The organism is Methylophaga sp. UBA3613 (assembly GCF_002375415.1).
Taxonomy (GTDB): Bacteria; Pseudomonadota; Gammaproteobacteria; order Nitrosococcales; family Methylophagaceae; genus Methylophaga.
On record NZ_DFLS01000006.1, the window covers coordinates 267,794 to 281,802 of the forward strand.

The 14,009-nt window shown below is 42.2% G+C and carries 10 protein-coding genes; 6 read left to right on the forward strand and 4 right to left on the reverse strand.

Going from position 1 to position 14,009, the window contains the following annotated elements:
- Positions 1-13 precede the first annotated feature (13 nt).
- Positions 14-2,017, reverse strand: coding sequence for a tetratricopeptide repeat protein (locus B3S93_RS07525; RefSeq protein WP_292399140.1), 2,004 nt, complete (start codon positions 2,015-2,017; stop codon positions 14-16).
- A gap of 412 nt (positions 2,018-2,429) precedes the next feature.
- On the opposite strand from B3S93_RS07525, the gene B3S93_RS07530 reads away from it, so the two are divergent.
- The 4 genes from B3S93_RS07530 (at position 2,430) to B3S93_RS07545 (ending at position 6,283) form a co-directional block, all read left to right on the forward strand.
- Complete coding sequence (locus B3S93_RS07530) at positions 2,430-3,524, forward strand: hypothetical protein (protein ID WP_292399142.1); 1,095 nt, start codon at positions 2,430-2,432, stop codon at positions 3,522-3,524.
- 183 nt (positions 3,525-3,707) lie between these two features.
- The gene (locus tag B3S93_RS07535; RefSeq protein ID WP_292399145.1) at positions 3,708-4,283 is read left to right on the forward strand and encodes a DUF1415 domain-containing protein; all 576 of its coding nucleotides are present in this window, start codon (positions 3,708-3,710) and stop codon (positions 4,281-4,283) included.
- A gap of 318 nt (positions 4,284-4,601) precedes the next feature.
- Positions 4,602-5,420, forward strand: coding sequence for an N-formylglutamate deformylase (gene hutG / locus B3S93_RS07540; protein ID WP_292399148.1), 819 nt, complete (start codon positions 4,602-4,604; stop codon positions 5,418-5,420).
- Between the two features lie 422 nt (positions 5,421-5,842).
- Positions 5,843-6,283, forward strand: coding sequence for a YqaA family protein (locus B3S93_RS07545; RefSeq protein WP_292399151.1), 441 nt, complete (start codon positions 5,843-5,845; stop codon positions 6,281-6,283).
- Positions 6,284-6,486: 203 nt separating this feature from the next.
- On the opposite strand, the gene B3S93_RS07550 is transcribed toward B3S93_RS07545, so the two are convergent.
- Both B3S93_RS07550 and mltF read right to left on the reverse strand, forming a co-directional pair.
- Positions 6,487-7,068, reverse strand: a complete 582-nt coding sequence (locus B3S93_RS07550) for a type 1 glutamine amidotransferase domain-containing protein (RefSeq protein ID WP_292399154.1) — start codon at positions 7,066-7,068, stop codon at positions 6,487-6,489.
- Between the two features lie 373 nt (positions 7,069-7,441).
- Complete coding sequence (mltF, locus tag B3S93_RS07555; RefSeq protein ID WP_292399157.1) at positions 7,442-8,809, reverse strand: membrane-bound lytic murein transglycosylase MltF; 1,368 nt, start codon at positions 8,807-8,809, stop codon at positions 7,442-7,444.
- Positions 8,810-9,342: 533 nt separating this feature from the next.
- Between mltF and B3S93_RS07560 the strand changes: the two genes are divergently transcribed.
- Entirely contained in the window at positions 9,343-11,106 is a 1,764-nt protein-coding gene (locus B3S93_RS07560; RefSeq protein WP_292399159.1) for an autotransporter outer membrane beta-barrel domain-containing protein, read from the forward strand.
- 227 nt (positions 11,107-11,333) lie between these two features.
- Here B3S93_RS07560 and B3S93_RS07565 read toward each other — a convergent pair whose 3' ends face one another.
- Positions 11,334-12,071, reverse strand: a complete 738-nt coding sequence (locus B3S93_RS07565; protein ID WP_292399162.1) for a murein L,D-transpeptidase catalytic domain family protein — start codon at positions 12,069-12,071, stop codon at positions 11,334-11,336.
- A 240-nt stretch (positions 12,072-12,311) separates the two neighbouring features.
- Here B3S93_RS07565 and B3S93_RS07570 point away from each other — a divergent pair, with 240 nt between their 5' ends.
- Positions 12,312-13,934 carry a L,D-transpeptidase family protein gene (locus B3S93_RS07570; protein ID WP_292399165.1) on the forward strand — a complete coding sequence of 541 codons (1,623 nt, stop codon included), beginning with the start codon at positions 12,312-12,314 and terminating at the stop codon, positions 13,932-13,934.
- Positions 13,935-14,009 lie beyond the last annotated feature (75 nt).

Below are 14,009 nucleotides of genomic sequence, written 5' to 3' on the forward strand. Positions count from 1 at the left end.
ATGCTTAATATAGTCAACTAGTTAAAAACTTTAACTTTTTATCAACTGTTTCAAATTTTGATGAATTTAATTCAAAAAAAGCTTGTTTTGAACTCGTGAACATTTTAATTGCATTATCAATATCTTCTGTCAATAAATATAAATCACCTAAGTTTGAATATTGATTCCCTAAATTTTCTTTGTCTCCAACTGATAAAGCTAAATCGATTGATTTCTTATAAAATTCTTCAGCAATAACTAATTCATTTTTTTTAAGATGGAGTCCTGCCAAATTTCCATAATTCACTGCTAAATTTTGTCTATGTCCAATTAATGAGTTTATTTCCATAGACATATGATGAAATTCCATTGCTTTATTAATTTCCTCACGTTTTTCACTTAAAACTGCTAAATTGCTATATTGAGCAGCAACACCAGATTGACTATTAACTTCTCGGTGTAAAGTTAGTGCTAAAAGAGCTAATTCCTCTGCTTCATCAATTAAACCCATATCTTTATTAAGAAGACTAAGATTTCCATAATTTGAAGCCAGAGTTTCTATAAAACCAAATTTTTCATTTATTTCTATTGCTTTCGTGAAATAAAACTTTGATTTTTTAAAGTCCCGCATTTTTCGGTATATGTTTGCTAAGCTTGAGTACTGAATTGCCTCTCCTTGTATGGATCCCAATTGAGAATTGATTATTGCCGCCTCTTCATACATAGCTATGGCTTTTAGGTATTCACCTTTGATTTTGTACACGTGGCCGTGATTACTTTTAACTTTAGCTATTCCTTCCTGAGAATTAATTTCTTTAAAAACTTTCTCAGCCTTAAGGTACATTTTATCTGCCATATCAAGCTGTCCAAGCTCAGAGTAAACATCCCCCAAATTTAAATAATCAGCACCAATGAACCTCTGTTGATTCAGAGATTTGTGTATATCCAAAGCCTTAAAAAAAAACCTTTCAGATAGCTTATATTTTGATTGAATCTGGTTCACGACACCTAAATTCCCAAATTGCTGTGCTAAACCTGGTAAAAAATTTTCCGTTTCATAAATAGATAAAGCATGTTGAAAACATTTTTGAGCTTCGTCAGTTTTTCCTCTGTTCAGTAAAATAATTCCTTTATTTCCAGTTACGGCAGCTCCCTCAATAGTATTTTTGTTATCTACTAGTAAATCATCCCATTTTTGGAGTACCGCATCGGCAGCGTCTAAATCACCAGTTCTTTGATAGAACAAAAAGCTTAGGTTAAGAATTTTTAAATTTTTAGATTCTAGACTAACAATCGAAAACATTTGTCTCGCATATTCTATTTTTCCCTCAAACGATAAAGCAGCTGCAAATTCTGCCATCTTAAGATCTCTAAGCTCTAACTGTAATAATGCTTGATCTTTTTCCATAGACGCATTTTGTACTTCAAGCTGAACTTCCTTTTTTTGAGCTTCAATTTCTTTTACTACATCAAGAGGTAAGATAATCGGATGAAGACCTTGTTTAAGAGATGTAAGGTCTCCTTTAACATAGGCACGAAGATGACGACCTATTAAAGTCTTAAATTGTTGTACATCTTTGAATGCTTTATAAAAGTCGACACCAGATTCTTCTAATTTTTTTCTGAAATCTAACACCTTTTGAAGTTGCTCGTCTGGATGAGCTTCTAAAGCCCGCTCAATTTGTTTAAAAAAAACAAAAATCTCAGGTTTCGATTGTTCTCTGAATCTATCATAAGCTCGATAAAACTCTTCTTCGGTATACGAAGAGTATGGAGCAGCGTCTGAGGCAGTTTGTCCCCACCTTGTATGTATAGCTAAAATAAAAACATCGCATTCATCAATCATTTTATTAAACAATGATTGAACACGACGACCAGTTGAAGCATATTCATTTTCCCAGCCTAGAGCTTCGAACTCGATATTAGCTCCATCTCCAAATCCCTCGTTTAGTAATTCTAAAATATTTCGGAAAGCCTCTCTTTCCTCCGTCAGATCCGATGGCGTGGCAATAAAAACTTTTATTTTTCTTTTTTTCATCTATTTTTTAAGGGCTGAATATTGAAGGATCTAACCTTAGTCTATCTTCACAAGTGCAGCAATCATGAATTAAGCTTTTTCATCCTAGCACTTTAGTTCTACTAGTCTGCTTAAGTTTAAGTTCTATAAGAGTTAAGAGCGAGTAATAACCTTATTTTTTAATCCAATCACTCTTCACATAGATTGCAATAAATGGGTAAGAGTCGATTGAATTTGATTTTGCTGATTTATATGTTGCATCTCTTGACTTGGATGACTCAGAGTAAGTAAATAATCTTCATAACAAAATGCATCATCTATTCTCAATAGTGTCTGTCCTGTTTTGCCCCCCCCCTGCAATAAAGTCCAAAAACATGTGAAAAGGCATTAGTGTATTGTTAGTTTTTTTCTAACTAAACAGGTATAGGGAAATATGAAAACGGTCTATATATTAGGTGCAGGATTTTCTGTAGAAGCAGGCGCCCCGATCCAGAGATCAATCATAAGTGAAGCCTTTAGACTTCGTGATGCTGACAAGGCAAATTTTGATGATAAACGATTTGAAGAATTTACCAATTTTATCAGTGAACAATTAAATGTATCAGAAGACAAATTTTCAACTGTTGATTTAGAGGATATCTTTACACCATTAGATAGATGTTTAAGCGAAAGTGCCCAGTTTAGAGGTATTGGTCTCGGCAAAATAATGCAAGTCAGAGAGTCAGTCTTCTTCGTTATTGGCCGAACGATACAACTTTTATTAAACGAACCCAATAAATCAAAAAAATACATAGATACCTTTGCCAAATTTTTAGCTGAAAAATCATCGACTAGAGCTAGTGACCAATACAGGAATGAGGATCCAGTAAGTGTTATAAGTACTAACTGGGATATTCTTCTAGATAACTCAATCTATCAGGTATTGCAATCAAACCATAAATACAATGGTGTTGTAGATTATTGTTGTTACATAAGCTCTATAGATAAAAATGATGATACTGTAAAACCCGGTTTAGAAAAGCTAGGGCAAGGTGGATTTAATGTTAAATTATTGAAACTGCATGGTTCACTGAATTGGTTGCAATGTCCTAGATGTTCTAGGCTTTATACCAAGTTTTTTATAAAGCAAACTTTGGATAATTTCTTCGATCCAACATCTTGTCGTCATTGCGATACTAATTTTCCAGAAGAGAAAGGCAAACATCTACTAACAGCCAACTTAATAATGCCCACCTATTTAAAAGACCTATCTAATCCTCAATACAGGATTATTTGGCAAAATGCTGGGATAGAGATTTCCGAAGCAGATCAAATTGTTTTTATTGGTTATTCATTGCCTTATGCCGATTTCGAGATGCGCCAATTACTGTCGAGAATGACCCGTAAAAATGCCAAAATTCATGTCGTTGATTTTCTCAATCCAATTGAGCAAGATGGATTAAAACAGCACTGGTTAAAATTTTTCGGGAATAGGGAAGTAACTTTCAGTTTTGATGGCGCTTCGAAATTCTTAGAGACTTTAGTATAAGGTGGACATAAAAGGTGGCATTTCAAAGGTGTCAGAAACAATTGAAATTCACTTCACAACAATTAATGGTATCTGATCCCATTTATTTCAATTTTTGCCCTTGCTACAGACAATGAATCAATGGGGTCAGTGAATCAATAGGGTCAGAGTGTTTTATTTTGGGTAACGATATATGAAAGACAAATGAAGAAATTATCACGACCAAGTGAGATCCGAAATGACGAGGAAATTGTTCTATCGGTCCGGCAGTGGGTTAACACTTTTGTGATGGAAATGAATCTTTGCCCGTTTGCTAAGTATGAGATGCTGAACAATCGGGTGCGCTTTGCTACCACAAGAGCGATAACGGAAGAACAATTGTTGATGTCACTGCAAGACGAGCTGGAACTGCTCAATAGTGATCCGTCAGTTGAAACTACGCTGCTGATACACTCAAATGTATTGCAGGACTTTTATGACTACAATCAGTTTTTGAGTAATGCCGATAACCTCCTTTTGGAAATGGGACTGGAAGGTACCTATCAGATCGCCAGTTTTCATCCAGATTACCAATTTGGTGGAACAAATCCGGAGGATGCAGAGAATTATACAAACCGCTCTCCCTACCCCTTGTTGCATCTAATTCGGGAGGCGAGTCTTGAGCGAGCTATTGTGGAATATCCTGATGTCGATCAAGTTCCAATACGAAACGTGGCGCTAATGAATAGTCTGGGACACAATAAGCTGCAGGCACTATTTGAGAGCTTATTTAAGCTGTAGGGAGCAGTAAATCAAGGGGGTTGCAAACTTGAAAATATGCAAATCAAAAGGTTCAGATTCAATTGATATTCCACGCTTGATTAATTACTCACGAGATTGTTGGGTTTCGTAAACTCAACCCAACCTACCCTATTTTTAAAAATTCAGAGAGATCAAAGGGATCAGACTCGATTGAAATTCACTTCAAATCTAGTCGCTCCAAGCAACAATCAATGGTGTCTGACCCCATTGATGCACGATTTGGTTGCAAGGTTCTCTCCCACCTTTGGCTTACGGTCTGAGAAAGGACACAACTCAAAGTTTTATTTTGGAGCTTCAATGATGACAACCGAATGGCTTGAAATCAATCAGGGTAGCGCCCCCGTACTGGTGAGCTTACCGCATACCGGAACGCAAATCCCCGACTCTATCCAATCTCAGCTTGCCTGTTCGACCGAACAAGCCCTGACAGATACCGACTGGTATGTGCACCAGTTGTACGATTTTGTCAGCTCAATGGGAATATCCACTGTTCGTACTACTATTTCCCGCTGCGTGGTCGATGTAAACCGCGATCCTTCCGGTCAGTCATTGTACCCTGGACAGGCCACTACAGAGCTTTGCCCAACAACCCGTTTTGATGGTCAGCCGCTGTATTCAGCGCCTCTTGACGACGCAGAGGTTGAACGTCGTAAAAAGCAGTATTTTGAACCCTACCATGCCGCTATTCGGGGCCAGTTGGAGCGGTTGTTGCTGGATCACGACATTGTCATTCTGTTTGACGCCCACTCGATTCGTTCACAATGTCCACGACTGTTCGACGGCACTTTGCCCGACTTGAACCTGGGTACGAATAGTGGTCGAAGCTGCGCACCAGACCTTGCCCTTCTGGTCGAAAAGCATTTATCCGGTGGTAATTTTTCTTTCGTGCATAACGGTCGGTTTAAAGGTGGCTGGATAACCCGTCATTATGGCCAGCCTTCCAGTCAGGTTCACGGGTTGCAGTTGGAAATAGCTCAGCAAAGCTACATGCACGAAGTTCAAGGTGACTCTCCTGCTCCATATTCTGCTGCCCGTGCTGCTGCATTGCAGTCAGAACTGAAAGGTCTGTTTGTTAAGCTGTTGAACTGGGCTCAGTCCTGTGTATCAAGGGGTTAGCCAACTTGAAAATTCAATTGAAATTCACATCACCTGCTAATGCAGATCAATATGGTCGGAGTGCAAAACTGGCAACACCGGCCAAAAAGTGAGCTAAATCATAGTTCTGGTGATATTGTGTTTTTACTAAACATGGAGGTTTAGATATATGCCAATAACTATATCGGAGAATACCCATGAAAAAGTTTTTGCTACTTCTTTCAATTGTAGTCTTCACATCAACAGCTCTAGCTCATAGCGGTGGCTGCCGTAAAGACAGCCCTCCGGGAAAATGTTGCCATGCAGGTTCAAAACCTTATCACTGCCACTAATCAGCATGTGGAACAATAGGGTCAGAGTCGATTGAAATTTGCTTCACAACTATCAATGGTAACTGACCCCATTTATTTCAATTTTTGTCCGTGCTACAGACATTAAGCATCATGGAATATTTATCAGAACTCGGACATATTGGTCTTTTTATCTCTGCATTTTTAGCCGCGACGATTTTACCTTTAAGCTCAGAAATTGTTTTGAGTGCTTTATTGCTGAATGGTTTATCCCCCACTACGCTAGTCATCATTGCAACAACAGGAAATGTTTTGGGTTCACTCACAAACTACGCTCTAGGTTACTGGGGTAGCTTGGTTGTGGTAAAAAAGTGGTTAAGGATGTCAGAAGTTGATTTCGTGCGAGCAGAACAGCGCTTTGTTAAATACGGCATGTTTGCGTTGTGTTTTGCTTGGGTTCCAATAATCGGTGACCCATTAACCGTTATGGCAGGTGTTTTGCGGGTTCGCTTAAAGTGGTTTCTTATATTGGTTACTGCAGGTAAATTTCTGCGATATATCGTCATTAGTTACATGGTATTGAAAGTAAATTGAACTGATACCGTGCTTAATGATCAAAGAGGTCAGACTCAATTAAAAATCCACGCTTATTTTATTATTTAAGAGATTGTTGGGTTTCGTAGACTCAACCCAACCTACCCTATTTTGAAAATCCAGGTGTCAATTAACTAAAAAAAAGGGGCGGATTTATTTAACTAAAATAAACCCGCCCCCTTTTCGATCTCGAATCTGTCTAATCAGGCCCGCTGGCGGTCATGCTTACCCTCGGCGAATTCCTCGATAGCTTTGCTACAGAAAGCTTCTAAATCGTCTGGTTTCCGGCTGGTCACCAGCCCTTGATCCACCACTACTTCCTGATCTACCCAGTTGCCACCGGCATTCTTAATATCGGTCCGCAGGCTTGGCCATGATGTGAGTTTTCTTCCGTGAACAACGTCTGCTTCGACTAGCGTCCATGGAGCATGGCAGATTGCTGCCACAGGTTTTTGTTCAGTGAAGAAAGCACGGACAAAATCAACCGCATTTTCGTCGGTTCGCAGTGCATCCGGATTAGCTACGCCACCAGGTAAAACCAGACCATCATAATCATCGGCTGATGCATCTGCGACGCTTTTATCTACTTGAAACGCATCCCCTTTGTCGAGATGGTTAAAGCCATGAACTTTGCCTTCTTCGAGCGCTATCAACTCTGTTTCGGCGCCGGCAAGCTTGATTTGCTCCCAAGGCGTAGTCAATTCGATTTGCTCAAAGCCGTCGGTCACGAGAAACGCAATTTTTTTGCCTTGCAGAGATTTACTATTATTCGCTGAATTTTGCATTGGTTGTCCTCCTGATAAGTTGAGCGCTAACCTTACTTATGGTCTAAGCGCTTAAGTTGTCTACCAGCAATTAACGCAAGGACAATGCCAGTTGAAAATATACCTCGGAGATGGTTACTGGCCGTGCCTGTTGGTTTCTAGCCCAACATTTCAGATTCTCAGGAAATGAACTTTTTACAACTTTGCCAGTAAGATTTACAGCTTAAGTCCGTTCCTACGCAGGAGCAAGGGAACGAGGTGTATGGTAGGTTGGCGCTGAGGTACGAAGCCCAACAATTCTCTTAAACGTTACAAGTTCAACAGGACAACAGGATATGTATGGAATTGTTGGGTTTCGTAAACTCAACCCAACCTACCCGTTTTCTTTGTGATGTTAATCTGTAAAAACCGGCTTAATCACATCACGATAGTTACGAATACGTTGCACAAAATGAACAGGTTCATAACCTCGAGCGTAACCATAACGGGTGCTGGGGTAATATCGTTTGTCCGCTTTCAATGGCAGGACCTCACGCATATCTGACCAGGAATTCGGATTTTTACCTAAATCACGGGCTAGCTGCCGGGCATCTAATAAATGTCCTCGACCAATGTTGTAGCTGGCAAGTGCCAGGTATGTTCGATCGGGTTCAGGAATTGATTCAGGTAAGCGCTGATGGCGATCAGCAAGATAGCGCGCGCCTCCATCAATAGCTTCTTCAGGATCAGTGCGATCTTCCACGCCTAGTTCTTCTGCTGTTGCCTGGGTTAGCATCATGATGCCACGCACTCCCGTTGGGGATACCGCTTTTGGATTCCAGTTTGATTCCTGATACGCCAGGGCGGCCAGCAGGTCTGCAGGCATGCCAGTGCTTTCTTCTGCTGTTTCGAATTCATCGATATAACGTTTGAGGCGTTTATCAATACTACGATTGAGCGCACGTAAATCAACAAAATCAAACTCGCTGATATAGCTGTAATAACGACTTTCCATCCGACCAATGGCTTCATCACCTTCACGGCTGTTCATCCACTCATGAGCATCGTTAGCAATGTCTCTGAATTTATTAGGTGCATACCAGCCGAGATTACGGCCATCGGTGAGATCCATGGCAACTTCCAGATAGGGAAAATGCCGTTGCATAATATTGACGATATTGGCGTCAGCCACTGTGCATGGGATGTTTTTTTCTGCCACCGCAGTAAGAATCAACTCACTGGTTCGTGAATCTTCACGAAACTGTATGTCAGCATAATTAGCATTAATTTCTTTGAGAGTGTCTACGTAGCTGGAATCTTCCGTCACCACAATCTCAAAGTCAGTTAAACCATCGTATGAATCAGGTAATGGACGCAGTTCCCGATGACAAACCAGTTGTTCGGTCACTTCGGTATGTGCTGGTCCCTTAGCGTATTTTGCATTACGAAGTGAGTTAAGAGTAAGGCCTGCTGCGGCCAGATGTACTGACGAATTGTCAAGTGCTTTAATTACCGCTGAGGTGGAGTCATACATTGTCCACTCCACTTCCCAACCACGTGCGGCAGCATAATCTGTTATTAACGCATATTCAGGTCCGGCAGGATTTTCATGACGGTCTAAATAATAGGTAGTTGAACCGTTACGTGTAGCAACGTGTAAAACACCACTTTCAGATGGTGCTGCCAGATTTTGCTTGGCCCGTTGAGATTCGCTGGAACAGGCAGGGATTAATGAAAAGGTGAGCACACCAAACAGCAGTGGACGCATATCCTTAATCAACAAAATAACTCCTCTGATTGATTAGTCAGTTAATGTTTTGACACTAATTGAGTAAATCGTTCAGAAAAATTTAGGAATGGGTTTACCGCTATCACTCAAATTTGTCTTCGACCAATGAATTTGTTTTGATTTCTATTTATAAGATAAAAATATAAACATGGCTATTAATATGTAGCTTTCTCTATATGCATTAATTATATTTTTAAGTTACAGAAGAAGTGAAAAACAAATCCCCCTTATTTAATTATTTTTTATGCTGAATTTGGAATACTTTATAAACAATTTTAACCACGTCATTTAAAAAGTGATAACCTGTGAAAAATTCCTAAAGTCTTGGTCTGAGTGCCGTAATTGAAGTGCTCAAGAATGAAGTCCAAAGGCATTTAGCAAAATAAATTTAATCAATTGAAATAATAAGTTACTTATCAACTTCGACTCTAAGCGATTAGTAATCTCAATAAAAAAACGTAGTTTTACTTTCCGCTGCTCAACCAAAAAATTTGCAGTATTAATGCTTGCTCACTGGAGTAACAGAGTTGAAGTTAATTATTTCCATCTTATTGGTGTTGTTTACCCGACCTGCTTTTGCCCTGTGTAATGGCGGCGTGACAGTCACAACTCCCCTGGAAGTGACAGCCAGTTGTAATGGAGATAATGTAAAAGGACTAACCCTTGATACCGGAGCGGATGTCACGATTGCCTCCGGTGTTACGGTATATAATGATGCGTTTTCTGGTGTCAAGGGTCGATCTGTGGTGATTTTGGCCACCGCCACATCAGCTAGAGTAGTCAATTACGGAACCATCGATACCTATTACCAATGGGGATTATGGAATAGTTCGCCTGGCAACGTTGAGGTGATTAACTTTGGCCAAATGTCGAGTTCGGTAAGATACGGTATTACTAATGCAGCAACCATCAACTCATTAACCAATGTCGGTCGTATTACGGGTGATTTTGGCAACTATAACGGTATTTTCGGAAGCATCAACAACGTTAATGCCTCGATAAAGGTTTTTAATAATTTACAAGGTGCACGACTTTCTAACCCGATAAAAATCGTGGGTAATTTGCCCGAAAGTTACAACATCATTATCAATAGCCCTACGGATTATGGTCAGCTTTACGGTACACGTTCCTCTGGCAGTATGGCCCTTAATATATATGGTAATAAGGGAACCACACTTGTTCCCGGTGTCGATGCATCAGTCGTCTCCGAAGGAAGATATGTGAATGTCCTGCAAGAATTTACGTCTATAGCCGATATATCGGGCACAACAGGTACTTATGGCAGCTATAACTACAGTCTGGTAGCGAATGAGTCCATTTTAAATGCCTGGGATCTATTATTTGAATTTGCCGGTCCATCCGTTGTTGATACCCAAGCCTCTGTTCAATCTCTAGCATCAGACCTACGCGGCGGATTTTCACAGCAGCTTATCGCTACAAACTTTGCCAACATGAACACTTATGACTGTGATTTATTTGATACCAGAGGTTTTTGTGTCTCTGTGGGTGGTCAACAGACCTATGTGGATAATCCCAGCACGCATGAGACTTCTGCCGTAATCGTAGTGGGCTACAAAGCCACACCAACCATTCGCTTTGGTGGCTTTTTAAACCACAATTTCAATACTGATACCGTCGACAGTGTGGATATTTCAAATGCAAATCCACTGATGGGAATATTTATAGTCTGGAATCAAAATGCTGACCACTTGGGTTATCAATTTAAAATCGCCAATGCCTACCAAGATAAAAATTTAACAACCACCCGCGAAATCTTGAATACCTCAGAAGCCGGTGTTGGTGACACGTCCATCAATACACAAAGTTATGTGGGTGAGTTGAGTTACAGCTTCCTAGTGAATCAAGCGAGAACATTAGTCAGGCCATATGCCGCTTTGCGTTATACCCGAATCAAACAGGATGCCTATACAGAAGAAGGTTCTATCTCTTCGCCTTTAACCTATGCAGCTCTTGAAGACCGTTCAACCGTTGCTTTAGTGGGTATGAAGCTCAATCAAAAACTGACAGACAAAGTGAATCTCACTGGTAGCGTGGGTATTGAACACGACCTTTCTCACTCCGTAGATGATTTAACAGCGACGGGCGTCAGTGGCTTAACCAGTGAAAATTTTAACGACAGTCTTAATCGCACGCGTCCTGTGGCAAGCATTGGTGCTTATTTCAGCCCCGCCAGTAATCAACGAATTGCAGTAGATTTTTACTACCAACAATTACCTTTTCAAAGTACTGGCTCAGCCACTGCTTATGTGAATTACACACTCGGTTTGTAATTAATGCTGGATGGTTAATTATGTTGGTAGCGTAAAACTTATTTAATGAGTGCATTAAGAACATTGAAACGATGCGTGCTTACTCTAAATTTTATGAAAATCAAGGGGTAAGTTGAAGCATTAACAATACATCATCTCAGCACTAACTTTATGAGACGGTTAAGGACATCAGGACTGGTTATCGCTTGTACACAAGTAAACTGGTTTTGTGCGCGCTGATGACTCTATCAACTACCCTTATTGTTGATTGGTGGCAGAATTGCCGCCACCCGTTTGGGTTGACAGTTGAGATAAGGGGAAGTCGCAAGCCAATGATCATCAGGGTAATAAGAAAAGACAAACTGGCCGTCTTTAAGTGTATCCACCACCTGATCGGCAACATCCCGGCTTACTGCAGGGCATCCATGGCTTCGGCCGATGCGGCCATGGCGTTTGATCCATTGATTGTTCACGTAGTCAGCACCGTGAATAACGATTGCCCGTTCTCGAGCGCGATCATTGATGCCAGGTTCCAAGCCATCCATACGCAGGGAATAACCGTGCCGGCCTATATAGCTCTCTGAAGCCCGGAACAGACCGATGCTGGACTGATGGCTGCCTTCCTCATTGGAAAATTTGGTCGCTACATTGTCACCTGAGTTGCGACCATGGGCCACCAGCTCCTCGAGAATCAGTGAACGGCTGTTCAAATCAAATATCCACAAGCGTGGTTCGGTTGAAGGTAAAGAAAAATCGATGACCGCCAGTCGGTCCGCCTGGTCAGCACCATGATTGACCGCACACCTCATCGCGGAAATGGCTTTGTCCAGTACGGCTCGATTCATGTTGGGGGCCTGAATGGCCAAGTCTTCCGTTAGTGGCGAAAGCATTGGGGCTTTATCTGCGGCAAGAGATGGAACGGAAAGGAGCAGCATCAGGCTAAAGATAAAAGCTGTCGTATGGCGCCGGGATGAGGGCTTGTGCATCAATGTTTTCCCCTAATAGTGCTCTGGTGCCCCCTATCAGGGCTGAGTCAATATGTCAGAACCGCAATAATGGTGCGAACAGCACAATTCGTTCGCATCCCGAATTAACAATGTTATGGTTAAGGGATTCTAACAGGCTTGGAGAAGGGAGCAAGAAGGTTGTACATTTTGTTACCAAAGTGGTGTGCTTTAACTGCATGCTTTTTCGCTATCTCGGTATGGTCCTGTCAGGTGTTGGCGGTGAATAATTCACTAGGAGGTTTTGCCAGCAATCTTGCTCCGATTATGTCTGACGGCGGACTTTGTCGTGTCCCGGATTCTAGCAAGTCACAGTACCAGGCGGTCTGGCTGCAAAGTTTATACGGTAACAGTTTCTCAGCTCCACTGTGGTCGGATATTGAGCGCTATGATGCCTTGCTTGCTGCCCTTGCGGATGTAAAATGGGATGGCCTGGATCCAAAGATGTATGGCCTCTTGCAGCTGGAAGAATGGCGATCAATCAGCAGTGCAGATGGCGAAACCTTTGCCTGCCGTGATCTATTGGCGTCTACGGCCTATCTGGCAGCGCTCTACCACTTGCAGTATGGTTTACTCGATCGTTCAGATATTGCCCCCCTCTGGCGACTCGTTGAGGATAAAAGCAGCGGGGTCGAAGCCGCGTCTCTTGAGAACCTTGGTGTTGTGGCTCGCCGGGGGCTGCAGTACATCCGCGCCAGTTTTGATAGCGCCCGGCCCAAATTACCTGCATACCGAAAATTACGCTCAGCTTACAAGAACTGGCACGAGCTACATAGTGAGGTAAGTTGGCCTATCGTACCACCTGGCCCCCTGCTGAAACCCGGCATGGAGGATGTCAGAGTTTCTATTCTCCGCCAACGATTGGCATCACAGATCAACGGCTTCGATCAGCAAAATGTTCGTCATTCTTATATCACTGATCACTACGATGCAGAACTGGTGGAAATGGTGAAGGATTTTCAGGCCCGTCATCGCCTAAAGGTAGACGGAGTTGTGGGGCCCGAGACGCTGGCCGCTCTTAATCTGTCACGTAATTATCGTGAGGAGCAGTTAAAGATCAACTTGGAGCGTATGCGCTGGCTAGCGCGGGAAATCTCACCCACCCTTTTGCTGGTTGACATTGCCGGGGCAAAGGCTACCTATACTCATGAGGGGGAAATCGGCTGGCAAGGGAGGGTGCAGGTTGGGACTGCCCGCCGCCCTACCCCCACCCTTCGATCCTCCATAACCCACCTCACCTTCAGTCCCACTTGGACAGTGCCCCCCACCATTTACCGTCAAGACAAGCTGCCCGAGATTCGGCGGAGCATAGCGTATCTAGCCAAAAATCGACTCAGAGTACTGGATCGGGATGGACGTGAATTAAATCCTGCCACTATTGACTGGCAAAACCCAGGTCCTATTAAGCTTCGTCAGGATCCGGGGCCAAGCAATGCGCTTGGTCTGGTGGTCTTCCGTTTTCCCAACCCTTTTTCCGTATTCCTGCATGACACTCCCTATCAGAGTCTGTTTGCGAGCCACAAGCGTACCTTTAGCTCCGGCTGTGTACGTGTGGAAGCGGCCAAACAACTGGCGGACAAACTTTTCGTTGGTGCAAGTCAGAAAACCCAAAACGCAATAAACGATGCCTTGCTTAATAAACAGACACGCAATATCCCCTTGCCTGCCAGCGTACCGATCTTGATGGACTACTGGACAGCTAGGGCATTAGACGATGGTCGGTTGGAATTCAGACCCGATGTATATCATCGCGATGCAAAATTGATGGCAGCCTTGAAAGCACAGCAAAGAATAATAATAAATACCCTTTTCACTGAATTAGAAGAACATCCTGCAATTATGTAAACAGGTTTCAGTTCAGAATTTTCCATTATCAGCTGTTTTTATAAACCGACAAGCGCATTCTGGTTGATTGGATCG

Coding starts and splice junctions, on each gene's coding strand:
- B3S93_RS07545 (WP_292399151.1), top strand. CDS start 5,843: ATGGAATATTTATCAGAACTCGGACATATTGGTCTTTTTATCTCTGCA.
- B3S93_RS07565 (WP_292399162.1), bottom strand. CDS start 12,071: ATGCACAAGCCCTCATCCCGGCGCCATACGACAGCTTTTATCTTTAGC.
- hutG (WP_292399148.1), top strand. CDS start 4,602: ATGATGACAACCGAATGGCTTGAAATCAATCAGGGTAGCGCCCCCGTA.
- B3S93_RS07550 (WP_292399154.1), bottom strand. CDS start 7,068: ATGCAAAATTCAGCGAATAATAGTAAATCTCTGCAAGGCAAAAAAATT.
- B3S93_RS07530 (WP_292399142.1), top strand. CDS start 2,430: ATGAAAACGGTCTATATATTAGGTGCAGGATTTTCTGTAGAAGCAGGC.
- B3S93_RS07525 (WP_292399140.1), bottom strand. CDS start 2,017: ATGAAAAAAAGAAAAATAAAAGTTTTTATTGCCACGCCATCGGATCTG.
- B3S93_RS07535 (WP_292399145.1), top strand. CDS start 3,708: ATGAAGAAATTATCACGACCAAGTGAGATCCGAAATGACGAGGAAATT.